The 17,464-nt window shown below is 49.4% G+C and carries 12 protein-coding genes; 4 read left to right on the top strand and 8 right to left on the bottom strand.

From position 1 onward, the window contains the following. The first annotated feature begins 11 nt into the window (after positions 1–11). On the top strand, positions 12–1,262 hold the full coding sequence (locus tag ON05_RS28985) for a nucleotidyltransferase family protein (protein ID WP_236618861.1): 1,251 nt from the start codon (positions 12–14) through the stop codon (positions 1,260–1,262). Positions 1,263–1,307: 45 nt separating this feature from the next. Here ON05_RS28985 and ON05_RS28980 read toward each other — a convergent pair whose 3' ends face one another. Both ON05_RS28980 and ON05_RS28975 read right to left on the bottom strand, forming a co-directional pair. Next, complete coding sequence (locus ON05_RS28980) at positions 1,308–2,318, bottom strand: acyltransferase family protein (protein WP_010470219.1); 1,011 nt, start codon at positions 2,316–2,318, stop codon at positions 1,308–1,310. 38 nt (positions 2,319–2,356) lie between these two features. Next, positions 2,357–4,810 (bottom strand): cellulase family glycosylhydrolase, encoded by a 2,454-nt coding sequence (locus tag ON05_RS28975; protein ID WP_236618860.1) that lies wholly within the window; start codon positions 4,808–4,810, stop codon positions 2,357–2,359. Positions 4,811–5,856: 1,046 nt separating this feature from the next. On the opposite strand from ON05_RS28975, the gene ON05_RS28970 reads away from it, so the two are divergent. Beyond that, positions 5,857–9,726: a G8 domain-containing protein gene (locus ON05_RS28970; RefSeq protein WP_262562463.1), complete on the top strand. Its 3,870-nt coding sequence runs from the start codon at positions 5,857–5,859 to the stop codon at positions 9,724–9,726. Between the two features lie 119 nt (positions 9,727–9,845). After that, complete coding sequence (locus tag ON05_RS38170) at positions 9,846–10,679, top strand: calcium-binding protein (protein WP_316964643.1); 834 nt, start codon at positions 9,846–9,848, stop codon at positions 10,677–10,679. Positions 10,680–10,703: 24 nt separating this feature from the next. On the opposite strand, the gene ON05_RS28960 is transcribed toward ON05_RS38170, so the two are convergent. From ON05_RS28960 to ON05_RS28950, 3 genes are all read right to left on the bottom strand, one after another. After that, positions 10,704–11,384, bottom strand: coding sequence for an energy-coupling factor ABC transporter ATP-binding protein (locus ON05_RS28960; RefSeq protein WP_010472478.1), 681 nt, complete (start codon positions 11,382–11,384; stop codon positions 10,704–10,706). Continuing rightward, positions 11,381–11,647: a hypothetical protein gene (locus tag ON05_RS28955; protein WP_010472476.1), complete on the bottom strand. Its 267-nt coding sequence runs from the start codon at positions 11,645–11,647 to the stop codon at positions 11,381–11,383. The genes ON05_RS28960 and ON05_RS28955 overlap by 4 nt, the downstream gene beginning before the upstream one ends. Positions 11,648–11,793: 146 nt before the next feature. Beyond that, a complete protein-coding gene (locus ON05_RS28950; RefSeq protein WP_010472474.1) occupies positions 11,794–12,765 on the bottom strand; it encodes an aspartate carbamoyltransferase catalytic subunit in 972 nt (323 codons plus the stop codon). Positions 12,766–12,999: 234 nt separating this feature from the next. Here ON05_RS28950 and ON05_RS28945 point away from each other — a divergent pair, with 234 nt between their 5' ends. Beyond that, a complete protein-coding gene (locus ON05_RS28945; protein WP_262562462.1) occupies positions 13,000–13,527 on the top strand; it encodes a hypothetical protein in 528 nt (175 codons plus the stop codon). A gap of 31 nt (positions 13,528–13,558) precedes the next feature. Here ON05_RS28945 and ON05_RS28940 read toward each other — a convergent pair whose 3' ends face one another. The 3 genes from ON05_RS28940 to ON05_RS28930 form a co-directional block, all read right to left on the bottom strand. Next, positions 13,559–14,404, bottom strand: coding sequence for a sulfurtransferase (locus ON05_RS28940; protein ID WP_010472471.1), 846 nt, complete (start codon positions 14,402–14,404; stop codon positions 13,559–13,561). A gap of 18 nt (positions 14,405–14,422) precedes the next feature. Next, positions 14,423–15,652 carry an LL-diaminopimelate aminotransferase gene (locus tag ON05_RS28935; RefSeq protein WP_010472469.1) on the bottom strand — a complete coding sequence of 410 codons (1,230 nt, stop codon included), beginning with the start codon at positions 15,650–15,652 and terminating at the stop codon, positions 14,423–14,425. Between the two features lie 629 nt (positions 15,653–16,281). After that, positions 16,282–17,250, bottom strand: coding sequence for a sodium-dependent bicarbonate transport family permease (locus ON05_RS28930; protein WP_010472467.1), 969 nt, complete (start codon positions 17,248–17,250; stop codon positions 16,282–16,284). Between the last annotated feature and the right edge of the window lie 214 nt (positions 17,251–17,464).

The following is a 17,464-nucleotide window of genomic DNA, read 5'->3' as shown; positions in this document are numbered from 1 at the left end:
AGGGTGAGAGATTGAAGGACTTAATAGCATTGGGGGGACTTGAGCAGAAGGCTAATGACAGCCCTGAAGTTGAACTCTTACGGACCTGTTGCCGTACGAAGATAGATGGGGATCAGCAAGCGCGAATTCGACATCTTCTTCAACCTTCAATGGATTGGCATACCTTGGTTCGACTCGCGAATGTCCATGGTGTTCAGACGCTGCTGTATCAATCCGTCAAGTCGATTGGGAAGGAGCAAATTCCTGCTATCGTCCTGAAGGATCTAACGGCTTATGTTCAGCAAATTGCCATCTTCAATACCGTCTTGACTAGAGATCTGCTCAAGATTCTGGATTTCTTACAAACCCACGGTATTCGAGCCTTACCGTTTAAAGGGCCAGTATTAGCGGCTTCTGTGTACGGCAGCATCAGCCTCAGACATTTTTGTGATTTAGATATTTTGGTGAGTCCTAAAGACTTTGCCAAAACGATAGAGGTGCTGGTTGCGGAGGGATATCAACTGGCTTATGAGTGGAACTTACTGGATCAGGATCTGGAGTTAACGCTCCGGAATTCTAAAAGTGAATATCAGTTGATCAAAAATTCGGTATCGATTGATTTGCATCAGACGCTCACGGTCGAACGATTTTTATCTTCTCAATTTACATTTGATTATCTTTGGGATAATCGTGAGCCGGTATTGGTCTCGGGACATACCTTCTATAGTTTTGGGGCAGATGATTTGTTGATGTATCTCTGCATTCATGGCTCGAAAGATTGTTGGCGAAAACTCAAATGGATCTGTGATGTCTCTGAGTGTATTCAACAAACGCCAGGGCGCGATTGGCCGCGATTTCTACAGCAGGCGGCCCAGATGGGCTGCGAACGTATGGTGCTGCTGGGATTATGTCTGACCCATCAAGTGTTAGGAACCAAGTTGCCGGAGGTAGTGCAAGGGAAAATTGATGCTCATCCGGGCTGCTCGCGGCTGGCGCGGGATTTTGCGCAACGACTATTTGATCAAGAGAATACATTAGGCAGAAGCTTTACGCCCCAGAAGTTTATTCGTCACTGGCAGATGACGGAAACGAGGCGCGATCGCATTGCCTGTATCCTGGATATTCGTCGCCCGATTCATGGCTTTTGGCTCAAGTGTTTACCCAATGTCAACGACCGTGACTTTCTCGTTTTGCCGAAGCCCCTATATTTTCTCTATTTTTTGATCCGGCCCTTGCGGTTAGGGCTTAAACATTTGAGTTCAGCCAACCCCCAAGAGTCATAACCGGTTCTCCCGATCGGGTACGGGTGCGAAGGGGAATCGTCGAGCCTAGGCTTTACGAGCCAAGGTAAACAAATAGGGGAAACCGATGCGTTCGAGACCCCTAACCAACAGCATGGGCAGCAATAACCCTGCCGTCACCCCCAAGACAACATGGACATAAAGATGGCTGACCTGAAGCCCTTTTTCCAAGATGATGCGGGTGGTGGCGGTGGCGATGGTATGGGAGACATAGATGGGGAGGGAGGCCATGCCCCACTGTTGGACGATGGGTAGCCATTGCTGTTGGGCGAGCAACTGAGCGAGGAATATGCAACCATACACCCCGATCAAGGCGAGGACTGGATTGGGGACGGGGGTCACTAGAAATTGGTAATAGACGCAAAGGGTGAGGATTAAAATGCTACTCATGATGCCTATCCCCATGGCTTGAGGAGGACGTTTAGCCATCAAGAAGGCACGAGCCATGGCCCCCAGTACAAAATAGAGGCCATAGGTTTGAACGCGTTGCCCAGGATCCCAACTAATCCAGAGGGGAAAAATCACCGATACCCCGTACAGCGCACTTGAGGCTAAGAGAAGCAATGCGAGGGGGACCTTGAGCTTCCTAAAGCCGTAGAACAGGGTCGAGATCAAAAATAAGGCAAATAAGAACCAGAAGATATCAATGGGGTAATAAATCGTCGTCCAAAATCCCGTGAGAAATTGGAGTAGGGTCGTTCCTTTGTTTTGGCCTGAGAGAATGCGGAGGGCGCCCACGAGGGCAGACCAAAGAAAGTAAGGGTAGAGAATCTTTTGAAAGCGATCGATTAGAAACCTTCGAGGCGGTTTAGAGACAGCACGATCTGCAAATAAACCTGAGAGTAAGAAAAATAAAGGCATATGAAAGGCATAGATCCACTGATCCATTGCCCGTAGTTCGGGCTGATAGCCCTGACCCACTGAATCCCCTAGCCCTCGTAGGACATGGCCAAGAACGACGAGAAAAATGCCGATGCCCTTAGCATAATCAATCCATTCGATCCGTTGTTGCGGGGGATGTCCGGCTGCTTGGGGCATACCTATCCAAGACCTTCGTGCTTATGTATGTCGATGGTTCACCATACCAAAGTGGGCTGGCCGACATAAATTTCCCCTGAGGTAACCTGTTTCTTGGCATTATCGATGGCGAGCAGGGAATTGAGCTGCAGGGGATAGTGAACAATCCCATCGGCTGCCCCTCCCCATACCGTGGCATCCTGGCCATCTAAGGCAAAGGTAATGTACCGCCATCCTTTCCAGGTGATGACCTGACTCTTAGGCTGGAAGATTTGCCCGGTTTTATCTTGATATCGTAAAGAAATTTGATTGTCACTCCCATCCCCGTGAATCCAAAGTCCCAGGGATTGGGGGCGGCCTTGAATGTTTAATCGGGATTGGTACTGACGGGTGGGGAGTAGGTGTAGATATTTCCACCCAGCTTGGAATTGATAGGTGATTTTGAGCACTTTGCGGCCCACAGTGGTTGCATCGCGAGAGGCGGACGGTATCACGGTTAGGGACTGTTGCGATCGCACCTTCGCATCCCCCCCAGGAATCGTTTGCAGCGCCTGACCCACCGTCTTGGCGCTTAGATCGGCGAAATTAATCACAGTCTTGAACTGCTGAGGTGGAAAGGTATGTAAGGTTCCCCCTTCTGCCACCTCTAACCCGGCCTGATAGGTACTTTGCGTGCGTCGGGCTTTGAACTTGAGATATTTCTGGGTTTCCCCAGAGGCAAACCGAATGGGTTGGCTTCGGGTTTTGACCCCTAAGCCTTGGAGGTTGGTCAGGGTTGCTCTCCCCTTCAAGGCCGTTCCGGCAGGGTTTTGAAGAACGACGGTTAACTGGTTTGTCCCCATAGGCAAAATGGTCGCGGTCAAAGGATTGGTGAGCAGCAGATCCGTCCGTTGCGCCAGGGTACCGAGACCTTGAATCTGCCACTCTAAACGTAGAGGTTGTGCCTTGCCCTGACGCGAAGGGGTTACCCTGGTCACCAGGGATTGGGTTTGTCTAGGGGGAATGGTCGCGGTTTGGGTACCCGAATTCACTTGAATGGGGGTTGAGAGGGAATTTCTGAGGCGTAGAGGCACGTCAATGGTCTGAGAGCCCGGTACGACCTGCTCCAGCGGCAGCGTTTCCCAGGCGGCAGCCATTTGCAGGAGGGCGTTGGTCTGGGTAGGGGTTAGATATTGAGGAGCATCTGTAAGAGATAAAGACAGTCCTTGAGCGTTTGCTTTCAGGGTTTTGGGATTTTGGCCGAGATAATCAAGGGCACGAAACGATCCAGGACTGGTGGGGATAACGGTTGTGTGGGGTGATTGTGCAGTTGTCCAAGCCGCAATCTTGACCTGGTTGCCCTGATTAAAGAGCAAAACATAATCATCAGCACGCCCAACATCGAGTCGTTTATTGAACTGAAACCCTTTGAGAGATTGATTGAGGGCTTGGGCAGCCCGATAGGCGGGTTTAACCTCGTAGGTCGGTCGATTCTGCTTGGGGTCAGCATAGCCAATCAGGCCATAGTTATGCTCTGGATCCTCTGCCTTCGGACCATTATTTTGCCAGTCATACCAGATGGATAAGGGAATCTCATTGGCCAGATTGTTTAACCATTGCCGCCCTAAATATTTGGCCTGGGTCGTCAGATCAATGACTTTACCCTGCCGCCAAGCCGTCGATGATGGATATCCCCATTCCCCGGCAATAATGGGAATTTTCTTGCCGGGCGGTGCATATTTGGCAATCAACAACCGTAGTTGGCGATAGTCACGAGTTACGGTTTCAGGTCGTGTGATCCGGTAGGGGTGAATAGAAACAGCAGACCAATCTTCCAATAATCCCGCCTGAAAACAGGCTTCCAAAAATTCCTGGCGACCGGGCTTATTCACACTACCGGCGAGAGCGGGGCCAATAATTACTTCTTGAGGATAGACACGGTGAATCGCTTTGCCAACGGTTTTGGCCAGCTTGATATAGTCCTGGACATTAGGGCGAGGACTCCAAAAGGGCAAAATGTTGGGCTCGTTGTACATCTCCCAGACAACCCCGCGCCCTTGAAAATGCTTGACGGCAGCCACGGCCCAGCGAGCAAACGCCTGACGCCCAGCATCGGTATGCGGGGAAAAGCCGCCATCATACAGGGGGTTGCCATAGTCGAGGATAAAAATGGCCCGGAGATTATGGCGCTCTAATTGATCTAGCAGTCGATCGTAGGCTGAAAAGTCGTACTGACCTTTTTTGACTTCCGTCCGTAACCACACCAGATCGGCTCGTATCCAACGAACCCCTGAAGCCTCTAGCAGATCCATCTCGCCGGGTTTGGGGTCGGTGAAATGAATGGCAACCCCAAAGCCATCGGGCACTTCCAGCTGTTTGGGATTGAACTGTGCCGATAGACTCCCCATCGAGCAGGACACCCAGAGGAAAAGGCCCAGGAAAAAACTAATGCCCCCTCGTCTCCACCATCGGCGTTGGATCAAAAATGGGTATCTAGCTAGCTGCCTGTCTAGCCATGGCTGACGACGAGACATACACCAAAGCTCCTAAAGGTTGAATGCATAATATGAGCCGATAACAAGGCGGTGATAACCTGCTGCTTGAATAGAGACTGGTTATCCCTGGAGAAGTTTCTCGCCGATGATCTTATAAACATACCTAGACAGCGACCTATCTCTGTTCTAGACCAGAAATCTCTTCATTGCTTAGATCTTTTAAGCCATTTCGATCTGATAAGCCATGAGATCGCAGGGAGCCGGGGTAATCATCTAGTCACCAACCCTTTTAAAACCCCTTGCCATCGAGAGGGAATTGTCGCATTTAGCTAAAAAAAATCTTGAGAATAAGTATAACTTAAATCATTTTTTAGGAATAAAACTTGTTGAAATATATTTATATCAGGAAAAAATTTTTTCTCTGTCGTGATTAGTGTATGTCTATATTTTTAGGCTATTTGTTATTAACTTAAGAAGCAAATATTTTTTGATTTTAGCTTTTTATTGATTAGTCTCAGTATTTGTACATTTTATGTATACGGAGAAAATATACATTAGGCCGAGTTATTTGTGTAGAGCCATCACCATAGAATGGGTACTATAACTGGTATAGGGCTGTTTTTTAGGCTCAAAATTTATCTGATTTAGGCATAGCCAGGATCAAAAAACTCCCTAAATACTTAGAAAAATATTGATCCAAAATGCAGGGTGCATCATTTTTAAGATCAATGTTTATAGGAAGAGTTTTTCAGGCTATTTCTTGATTTTTTTGGATTTCCCAAGGATTTGTATTTACCAGATTGCCATGCTTTTATTTTCCTGTCCTGAGCCGAGTTCCTCACCCAGTATTTTCTAGAAATTTAGAATATCGCAACAAACCTAGATAAATAATCGTGGCTTATCTAGGTTTGCTGCAAAAAAAATTTGTTCACTGGTTGCTATCGCTGACGTAGTAGGACCAGACTTTGATCTTTTTTTGGGGGAGATCTTGCGATCGCAAGATCCAGTTTTCTATGCAAACTCATCAACACACATCACACACACCGGGTACTGCACATACTTCTGGTGCTTCACATACCTCTGGTATGTCTCATACACCAAATACGGCCCACCCCATGTCTCATGGGGGGATGGGGCAACCCCATGCAGATAATCCAGGCAAACAACATGAGCACGCAGCTTTTTTGGATCTCGTCCCCCATTCCCAAGCCACCCACAAAGCGATACGGGATGGATCATGGTTTGACCCCAATACCTGGGAAGGTGGGCAGATCCCTGGTGATGACGCCAAAGTTGTGATTGCCCACGGGGTCAAGGTTACCTATGACCAAGAGAGTACTGCCCGCATTGATACGCTACGAGTCGATGGCACCCTCCAATTTTCTTCGGATCAAGATACGCAGCTACTGCTAGATACCTTTGCCGTGTCTCCATCAGGGACATTGCTGATTGGTACGGAAGATAATCCGGTCCAAGCCGATGTCACCACCCGAATCACCTTTACCAGTGATAGTCCCATCGATACCCAGTGGGACCCAAGGCAGCTCAGCAGAGGTTTGATCAGCCATGGTAAAGCCAGAATCTATGGTGCCGAAAAATTAGATTTTGTGGCCCTGGAACAGGATCCCATGGCTGGGGATAACGAGCTGGTGCTCAAGCTGGACGGAACGGGTGGTCCCTTAGGCTGGAAAGTGGGCGATCAGCTTGTTTTGGGCGGTACGGCCTACAACTGGAGAGGCTCCAATGCCGATAACACCCGTTTTCAGGATGAAGTGCTGACGATTACAGAAATCAACGGCAATCGGATTCGGTTTACGAACAACAATATTTTGACTGGAGATAACTCGGTTCTCCGATTTGATCATAAAAGGCCTGACGGATTACAAGATCAGGTGAATTTGTATATTGCGAATACCAGCCGCAATGTTGTGTTTGAGACGGAAAATGCAGACCAAATTTCGAATCAGCAGCGTGGACACGTCATGTTTATGCACAATGCTGATGTTCAGGTGCTCAATGCTGGTTTTTATAATTTAGGCCGCTCCGATAAGAATTTAATCGTCGATGATCCTGGCCAGAACGTGGATGGTTCCGTCGGTACAGGGACTAACCCCAGAGGTCGGTATGCCCTCCATTTTCATCGAACTGGTGCCGAGGATATTAATGGCATCCCCGCTGTGGCTCAAGGTAATGCCGTCGTTGGCAGTCCGGGTTGGGGGATCGTCCACCACGATAGTCATGCAGTTCTAGAAGATAATGTGGTCTTTGATGTGGTGGGGGCAGGCATTGTCGCCGAGTCGGGGAACGAAATTGGCACTTGGCGTAACAATCTAACCATCAAAACCACCGGGGATGCCAGCCCTGGCCATGATATTAATCCTTTGTCTCCGCGCACCAATCTCTTTGATTTTGGCTTCAATGGTGATGGCTATTGGGTGCAAGGGGCAGCTCAGGTTGCCATCATTGACAATATTGCCGTGAGTGCGGCTGGATCTGCCATCGAACTGTTGGGGCTTGATGCGGGGACTGAATCGGTTCGCGATGCGCAAACGGTTGATGTCAACATTCTGCCACCGGGCTTGCAGGATATCGCTAAAGGTACTGCAGACGAGAGTACGATTGATGTGGCAGCGGTGCCATTGCGGAAACTCAGCGGCTTTCAGAGCTATAACTCGACGTCAGGCATTAGCCTCTGGTCACGCATGACCAACCAAGATGGCCAGTTAAACATCAGTGTGCCCACCTTTACGGCCCATGATTATCGGTCCGTGATTGATAATTTTGCCCTGTGGAATATTCGCCATAATGGGGTGCTCTTACGGTATAGCGGTAATGTTGACCTCATCAATGGGTTAATTCATTCTGGTCAACCCATTGGCACAGGGGTTCATGTCAATGACACTTCGTTAGAGCAGCGATACATCAATCTGCATATTGAAGGCTTTAAGACCGGTATAGCGGTCCCCTACGATGCCGATAGGGATTTTGTGGGGTCTTCGTTAAAAGATAGCACCCTGGTCAATAATGACCAGCATTTTGGCCTAACACCGCCCCATATTACGATTAAGGATCCAGACTTCCCTTCTTTCTTTCAGATTCAGGGCAATAATACGTTTTCGGATGTCCCTGGTAACTTAGCCCCCTCGGTTCTATTTACCAGTCAAGCCATTGGGGGACTGGCGATGGGCTTCGATGCCAGCTCATCTTTTGATCCAGATTCGACATTTATCGATAATCCGAGTCGAGGGATTGTGAGCTATGCCTGGGATTTTGATGGGGACAATGTGGCGGATCGATTTGGTCGCCAAACGAGCTATGTTTTTGACAAAGCCGGTTCCCATAACATTACCCTACAGATTTGGGATGAATATGGGGCGACTCGCTCCCTCTCGCAAACCATTGAGGTGACGCCAACCCAATATGTCAATGCGTTTGGTAACGGCGATTTTTCCGTCAATCCAGTCTTTAAAACGGATGGTATCAACCATAGTACAAGCGCCAACTTAGGGTGGTATGCAGCTAATGGCGTCTCCTGGGATGCTGCTATTGGTCAAGGCGGGGGCGTGGTCCTCTCCCAGGAAGCGGCGAGTCGTTCCAATCTTGGGCAAATTATCTACGACAGTGCGGTGCGACGAGGGATGCAAACCCTCAGCCTGGACTTGCGAAACCTGGAAGGCGGCACTGGAGAAAATAACGAAATTACGATTAGCCTGTGGGGGGTGAATGGCGAATTTTTTAACAACGCCAATACCAACCAGGGGCCTTACCAGGCGGGGGCATTACCCATGGAGCGCCAGGTCCTAGTGCAACAGACCTTTGGCGGCGATGACTTTGATTGGACAACCCTCTCTTGGGATATCGATTTTGGCGAGGGCTACCAATTTCTGGTCTTCCAGATCAATACGGTGGGCACCAATGATGGGGATGATTGGGTTGCGGTCGATAACATCTTGCTCACAGGGGATGGTTCCGTCAATTCTGTTCCCGTTAGTACGACTCGTATTGACACCCTGCCTCTAATTTTTCGAGGAACGGCCTTTGATGACAATGGCTCCGGTGGAGCTGTGAATGACAAGCTCTACGGGGGGGATGGCAATGATACTCTCAAAGGGCTGGACGGAGATGACTATTTAGCGGGTCATGCAGGAGACGATCGGCTGGATGGCGGGGATGGAGATGACTTTCTCCATGGCCATGCAGGAGATGACCATTTGTGGGGGGCCAATGGCAATGATAGTATCCAAGGCGGTGACGGCAACGACTACCTAGGCGGCAGCTGGGGCAATGATACCCTGGATGGCTATCGCGGTAATGATTTTCTCCGGGGCCACCAAGGCAATGACACCCTTTGGGGCGGTGAAGGTCAGGATACCCTCGATGGTGGAGAGGGGGATGACAATTTAGGAGGCAGTTTAGGAGATGACCACCTCAATGGTGGCAAGGGGAATGACTTCCTCCATGGCCATGAGGGCAATGACCATCTGTGGGGCGCCGAGGGAGACGATAACCTGATCGGTGGAGACGGAGATGACTATCTGGGGGGAAGCTGGGGCAATGATACCCTGGATGGCTATCGCGGTAATGATTCCCTGAACGGCCATGAAGGCGATGACACGCTATGGGGTGGCGAAGGTGAAGACACCCTGCAGGGGGGAGAAGGCAATGATTCCTTAGGGGGGAGTTTAGGTAAGGATCGCCTGGATGGCGGCAATGGAAATGACACCCTGAATGGTCACGAAGGAGACGACCACCTGTGGGGCGCTAATGGTGATGATAGCCTCCAGGGCGGTGACGGCAACGATTACCTTGGCGGTAGCTGGGGCAGCGATACCCTGGATGGCTATCGCGGTAACGATTTTCTCCGGGGGCATCAAGGGAATGACACCCTCTGGGGGGGAGAAGGTGAGGACACCCTCGATGGGGGAGAGGGGAAGACTACCTTGGCGGGAGTTTAGGCAATGACCACCTCAATGGCCATCGGGGCAATGATACTCTCAATGGCCATGAAGGAGATGACACCCTTTGGGGGTCCTATGGTGACGATAATTTAGATGGGGGAGAGGGCCATGACTCTCTGAATGGTCATGATGGGAATGACACCCTCTGGGGAGCTGCGGGCAATGATACCCTCCAGGGTCTAGATGGTAATGACTATTTAGGCGGGAGTTTAGGGGATGATCGCCTGGATGGTGGCAATGGGAATGACACCCTAAATGGTCACGAAGGAGATGACCACCTGTGGGGGGCCAATGGCGATGATAGTCTCCAAGGGGGCGACGGCGATGACTATCTGGGGGGAAGCTGGGGAGACGATACCCTAGATGGCTACCGTGGTAATGATTTTCTCCGAGGCCATCAAGGCCATGACACCCTCTGGGGAGGCGAAGGCAAGGATACCCTCGATGGTGGCGATGGAGATGATTATTTAGGGGGAAGCCTAGGGGATGACCACCTCAACGGTGCCTATGGAGAGGACTCCCTCAGCGGCCATGAAGGCAATGATATCCTCTGGGGATCCTATGGCAACGATAACTTAAATGGTGGCGATGGAGATGATTCCCTGACCGGTGGTGCTGGGCAAGACTATCTCGTGGGTGGCGGCGGCAGCGATCTCTTTGTGTTAGAAGCCACCGCTAACAATAAGGGCACCATTGCTGATTTTGTGGTGGGTGAAGATGAGATCGCATTCCGTTCTGCCCAGCTTAATACCCTTCCCCTGGGGCTAATCTCCGATCAACAGTTTGCCCTGGGGGCCGCAGCGACCACTGGGGAGCAGCGTTTTATCTACGATCAAGCCAAGGGTGAGCTGTTTTACGATGCGGATGGAAGTGGTGCAGCTCAGCAGATTCTGGTGGGCACCTTGCTCAACAAAGCGAATTTGGGTGCAGGCCAGATTCAGATTGTCTAGCGGTAAGCTTGACTCGCTGAACCCTTAACGGGATGCCGCTTGCCAGCGTTTAATCAGCTTCTCTCGCATGGATTGCGGTTGACCTTGATCAATCACCTGCCCCTGTTCCAACAGGAAAGCGCCATCGCAATAGTCCAGTTCTTCTAGACGGTGGGTGACCCACAGGGCCGTTATACCCCGCTTTTTGACCAGCCGCTGGACTTGGGCAACTAAATCGCTTTGGCTTTCTGGATCCAAGAGGGCCGTAGGTTCATCTAACAGCAGGACTTCACAGTGGCGGGAGATAGCTCCTGCGATCGCAATCCGTTGCTTTTGGCCACCGCTCAGGGCGTAGATGGGACGCCGTTTCAGATCGATCAAGTTGACGGCGTCTAGGGCTTCATTGACTCGATGGTGAATTTCAACCATAGACAGATTTTCTTCCACTAGGCCAAAGGCCACATCTGCCCCGACGGTGGGCATGACCAACTGATGGTCAGGGTTTTGAAACACAAACCCCACGGGCTGGGCCACATCGATTTGTCCTGATTGGGCTTTGAGTAATCCCACCAGCAGACGCAGCAACGTCGATTTGCCACTGCCATTGGTGCCCAGCAGCATCCAGAACTGGCCTTTGGGCACCTGCAGTGAACAGTTTTTCAACACGGGCTGATCTTTAGACCATCCAAAGGATAAATTCTGCAGTTGGATGGCAGGGGTGGTCATGCCCCTAGCTCAAAGAAGCCCGCAGCGCGGCCTGCACCGGCTCCTCCAGACTTATCCGATAGTTGAACAGCGGTAATTTCGTTGACGAGAACGGCGGCTTTTTTATCGGGTTCGCGATCGCAAGTCATTTCCAAAATGGTGGGATTCCCGGATTTGATCGCTTCTAAAACCTGCTTATACAGAGCTTCAGCGTCAGCGGATTCTTTGCGTTGAACGGAGAGTCCTAAAGGCGTGCCGCGAAGGGAAATGTCAATGGTGTACATATATGGTTAAACGTGCCGTATGAGGTGCATTCACAGGAATAAACAGGTCTGAAGTCCTAATTATAGGTATAAGACCTGGGATTGTCCTGTTCCAGTATTGCAAATTCCCGCCTAGACTGTGCAGGCCGGAAAACCGGATCTCGATTCTAGCGGCTGCGGTTACTGATCAGATAAAGCAGCGCCATGCGCACGGCAATACCGCTGGTCACCTGATGGGGAATGAGGCTGAGGCTTTCGTCATCCATCAGATCAGAGCTGATTTCGACGCCTCGATTAACGGGGCCGGGGTGCAGCACTTTGACATGGGGTTGGCATCGCTGGATGCGATCGCGGGTAATCCCAAACCGCTGGTGATACTCCCGAATACTGGGAATCAAATGCTGACTCATCCGCTCATGCTGCAAGCGTAGCGTCATCACAAAATCCGCCTGTTCCAGAGCCGGTTCAAGAGACCAATGAACTTGAGCACCATAGTCTGCGAACTCTTTGGGCAAAAGGGTCGGTGGACCTGCTAGATGCACATCTGCTCCGCAGGTGACCAGGCTAGAAAGATTCGAACGCGCCACCCGCGAATGCAAAATATCGCCGACAATGGCAATCTTTTTACCCGTCAGTAGGTGAGTAGTTGGCTGATCCGGATCTAGGTTTGTGCATAGGGTAAACAGGTCCAGTAACCCTTGGGAAGGATGCTCGTGAAACCCATCGCCCGCATTGAGAACACCGACCTGCTCTCCCAGATCGTCCATAGCTTGGGCAATCATCTGGGGAACCCCCGAATGCTGATGGCGAATCACCATCATATCTGCCCCCATTGCCAAGAAGGTTTTGGCCGTATCCAGAATAGTCTCCCCTTTACTCAAAGAAGAGGTGCCTGGGGAGAAGTTGAGGACGTCTGCAGAGAGGCGTTTAGCAGCCAGCTCAAAACTGCTGCGGGTACGGGTGGATGGCTCAAAGAATAGATTCGTGACTAACCGGGCCTGCAAGGTGGGGACTTTTTTAGTCTTGCGGTACAGCACGTCTTTGAAGCTATTGGCTGTTTGTAAGACGATATTTAGTTCATCGGCGCTAAAGTCTGCCAGAGACAAAATATGATGACGATTCCAGGTCGTTTCAGCCATAAGCACCCAACTACAATTAACGAAAATCGGCTAGGCAATTCAAATTGCTGCAAGCAGTATATCGGGATTTGGTGAGGACGACTCTGTTCATCGTCAATCCACTATCCTGCTAGAGTAAGCTTTCTCGACAATGGTTCAAACAAATAAGACGACTTAACCATGCCTCAATCTCTTGCCTATGCCTTTAACATTGGCCTCTGCTCACTCTTACTATTTGCTTGTCAGCCAAAGATTGTGAATCAGTTTCAGCGTCAACTTACCCCTCAAGAGATTGAAACTCTGGCCCAAGAGCTTGAAGCTGAGGTGATCGAAACCACAGAGTCTCCATCTCGCACATTTATCCTTTGGGATAATCCATCTGAGGGGCTTTTAACGGGTTACTATTCTGCACTTGTCATCGAGTTCGACAATGGTAAAACAGGGTTTTCTATTAACAAAAGCACTTATAATTCAGCCGATGATCCGCAGAAAAAGGTGTCTATTTTCCTGAGTGAAACGAACTATCAAAAGATAGGTGAGTCTCGTTCTGAAGACTCCTTGCGCTATGGTCAGGTGGCGATGGTTGTCCGTGATCCGAAAATTTTGCAGCAGATGAAATCCACAAAGCTGACATTTCTCGATAAGCGTCAGACGGTTATCCCAAGTCAAGGGAAGAAGGGCATTCTGTTCCAGTATGATTCCGCTGACCAAGACTGTTGTTCAAAGATAGAGCTACTGTCTAAATCGGGTGAAGTTTTATACTCTAAGAACCGCCCATTCTAAACGCTCTAGAACCTGGGTTTGAAAGCCTGCTTTACTGGACTTGAGCCTCCATATTCTCATCTAGAGGATAGGAGCACCAGTCACTCCAACTTCCGGCATAGAGCTGGCCGTTTTTTATACCTGCGATGTCGAGGGCTAGCAGGTTCACACAAGCAGTTACTCCTGAACCGCAATAGACAATCACTTCATCAACATTTTCTAAGTCAGCATAGTGAGCTTGCAACTTAGAGGCTGAAAGCAAACGGCCTTGCTCATCTGTTACGGCTTGCCAAGGATAGTTGACTGCCCCTGGGATATGTCCCGCTACTGGATCAATAGGTTCGTGGTTACCTAGATAGCGTTCATGGGCGCGCGAGTCCACCACCGTTACATTGGGTTGATTTTTCCGGGCTTTGACTGTCTGGATATCGACGACTTGGCCCGGGTTAGGACAGGCTTGGAACTCTCCTGTTCGAATCTCGGGGATATCAGTTGTGGTGGGATAGAGGGCTTGATAGGCTGCCAATCCTCCATCCAAAACGGCCACTTTCTCATGACCGAGATAGCGTAGTAACCACCACAGCCGTGAAGCAAAGGCCTGCCGACTATCGTCATAGGCCACAACTAAGGTCTCTGAGGTGATGCCCATCTGGGAGAGCTTCGCTGCAAATTGAGACGAATTGGGCAAAGGATGGCGTCCCCCATGAGTTTGCACAGGGGACGATAAATCCTTATTCAAATCCAGATAGTAGGCACCGGGAATATGACCTGTTTGGTATTGCTCTCGCCCTTGCTGAGGAGCACTTAGGGCAAACCGACAGTCCACAATGACGACCTGCGCATCATAAAGATGCTCATGCAGCCATTGCGGTGAAACCACATTACCGACATGTGCCATTGGTCCAGCCCCAATTCCTTAGAGGTTGGCAGTAATCCGCCGCATGGCTTCTTCAACATTGGCCCGGCTATTAAAGGCTGAAATCCGAAAATAGCCTTCACCTGCTGCGCCAAAGCCGGATCCAGGGGTGCCGACCACATTGGTTTTATTCAACAACTGATCGAAAAAGTCCCAGCTAGAAATGCCATTGGGCGTCTGCACCCAGACATAGGGCGCGTTAACGCCACCAAACACCTGTAACCCAGCAGTCGTTAATTTCTCACGAATGATTTTGGCATTTTCCAGGTAGAAGCTGATTAGCCCTTGGGTTTGAGCCTGCCCCGCTTCAGAATAGACCGCTTCTGCCCCGCGCTGGACGATATAGGACACCCCATTAAACTTAGTGGATTGGCGGCGGTTCCACAGCTTCCAGAGTTCGACATCGGATCCATCTGACCCTTTGGCCGTTAAGGTTTTGGGAACCACCGTCAGGGCACAGCGAGTTCCAGTAAATCCGGCATTTTTGGAAAAGGAACGAAACTCAATTGCACAGTCCCTGGCTCCCTCAATCTCATAAATGGAGTGGGGAATCTCAGGATCGGTAATAAAGGCTTCATAGGCAGCATCAAACAGAATGATGGAGCCATGGGATTTGGCATAGTTCACCCAATCTTGCAGATGGCTCTTGCTCGCCACCGCCCCGGTGGGGTTATTGGGGAAACAGAGGTAGATCAAATCCACCTTTTGGCTGGGAATTTGAGCCGTGAAGTGATTGCCTGCATTAATCGGTAAATAGGTGAGTCCTTCATATTCGCCCTGATCATTGCAAGGACCCGTATGTCCGGCCATGACGTTGGTATCCACATAGACGGGATACACCGGATCGGTGACGGCAATGGTGTTGTTATCGCCAAAAATATCGAGAATATTGCCGCAGTCGCACTTGGAGCCATCCGAAATAAAAATCTCTCCAGCATCCACATCACAACCTCGGGTCTGGAAATCATGGGCTGCAATTTTTTCCCGTAACCAACCATAGCCTTGCTCTGGACCATAGCCTTTGAAGGAATCTCGATTCCCCATGTCTTCAACGGCGGTGACCATGGCACTTCGGCAGGCCTCTGGTAGGGGTTCTGTTACATCCCCAATGCCAAGCTTGATAATCGGTGCGTCGGGATTGGCCTCAGCAAATGCGCTGACTCGGCGACCAATCTCGGGAAATAAGTAACCTGCTTTGAGCTTTAAATAATTGTCGTTAATCGTTGCCATGTTGTCTTAGCGATGAACACTCTCAACCAGCTTAGAACGTTACTGTTCCACTGAGTCGGTTTCGCTAAATTGACAACATCATTCCCTAACTTACAGCCTGCCAATGAGAGGCAATGCGATGGAGGCAACGCATAACCATAAGCCAACATGCATGCAGTGATTGAAGAATCGTTTAGGCATCATTTTTAAACCACGAACGCTTGCTTTTGTTCATGTTCGCTTGTCTTCTCTGGTTCTTTCACCGTACAAACACTGATTTTTAACCAGTAGTAAAATTTTTTAATAACTCCTTTAATAGGTAAATCGTTACAGAAAGTTGTTATTAAGCGAACCTAAAGTAGAGGATACAGATCTTGGTCAAACCGCGCACTAACAAGATTTCTGGGGTATCCGTAACGGAACAGCTTTACCAAAATTTGTGCTGAAGAGGACGATTATTCTTCATGTTTTATTAAGAGGTTAGGCAAGCAAAAAATACGGTCATAAACAGTATCCCGCCTCGTTTGGTTTAAGTTTCAGTTCTAACTCACCCGCCTATTCCCGCAACATTACGGATGACAGCATAATCATTAACATCTGACTGAGCTGAAGCATCTAAAACTTTACACAGTATTCAAAGGAACAAGCGCTTAGTTCCATAAAAACTCGATTCCAGCGAGGTACAGAGGGATGCCGACAATAATATTGAACGGAAAGGTCACCGCCAAGGCTGTTGAAACATAGAGACTTGGATTGGCTTCAGGAACCGTCATACGCATGGCAGCGGGAACGGCAATGTATGAAGCACTGGCACAAAGCACTGAAAATAGAAGGGCATTACCAACGGACATACCAATGAGTTTGGCGATGCCTAATCCGATACCGGCATTGATGATGGGTATCAGGATGGCAAACCCAACGAGGAAAACTCCGGTTTTTTGTAAGTCTTTAATTCTGCGAGCGGCGACTAGCCCCATATCGAGTAAGAAAAAGGTGAGCACTCCATAAAACAGCCCTTGAGTAAAGGGTTCTAGGACTTCCCACCCATGCTCACCGGTTAAGACACCTATAATTAAACTGCCCACCAGCAGGAAAACGGAGCTGTTGAGAAAGGCTTCTTTAAGGACTTCAGCCCATGCGAACTCTTGTTCGCGATTGGCGGCAAACAGGTTAACTAAAATTAAGCCAACGATAATGGCTGGAGATTCCATCAACGCTAGGGCAGCCACCATAAAACCATCAAAATCAATGTTTAACTCGGTTAGAAAGGCACTGGCAGTGATAAAGGTAACGGCACTAATGGAACCATACGTGGCTGCGATCGCAGCCGCATCATAATTTCCCAGCTTAATTTTGAGAATAAAAAAGGTGTAGAGCGGTACAAAGCATGCCATCACCACTGCAGCAGCTAACGTCAGCATCACATCTTGGGTAATCCCACTTTTAACCAGCTCAACTCCACCTTTAAACCCAATGGCAAACAGCAGATACAGCGAGAAGAGTTTCGGAATCGGGGCAGGTATTTCTAAGTCAGACTGAACAAAGACAGCCGTCATACCTAAGAAAAAAAATAGAACGGGTGGATTCAGAATATTTGAGACGATGAGGCTGACGTCCATATGGACCCCTCCGGATGCAACAGAAAGCACGCACAAAAAACTATCAAGAGATGATTTCTCTGACAAACCCTTGTTTAACGTGGACGGCAACCAGATGTCAATGAGTGAAAAAACTGCTTATTCCAGCAGTTTAAAGATGTATAAATTCATACAGAATAAGGCGCTAAACATCCTATAGGTTAACGCTTCTTCATTAAAGATTAATCAAACTCGT

It is taken from the genome of Acaryochloris sp. CCMEE 5410 (assembly GCF_000238775.2).
In the GTDB taxonomy this organism is placed as follows: Bacteria; Cyanobacteriota; Cyanobacteriia; order Thermosynechococcales; family Thermosynechococcaceae; genus Acaryochloris.
The sequence above is the reverse complement of the archived record's forward strand: the minus strand, read 5'-3'. Positions and strand labels throughout refer to the sequence as shown.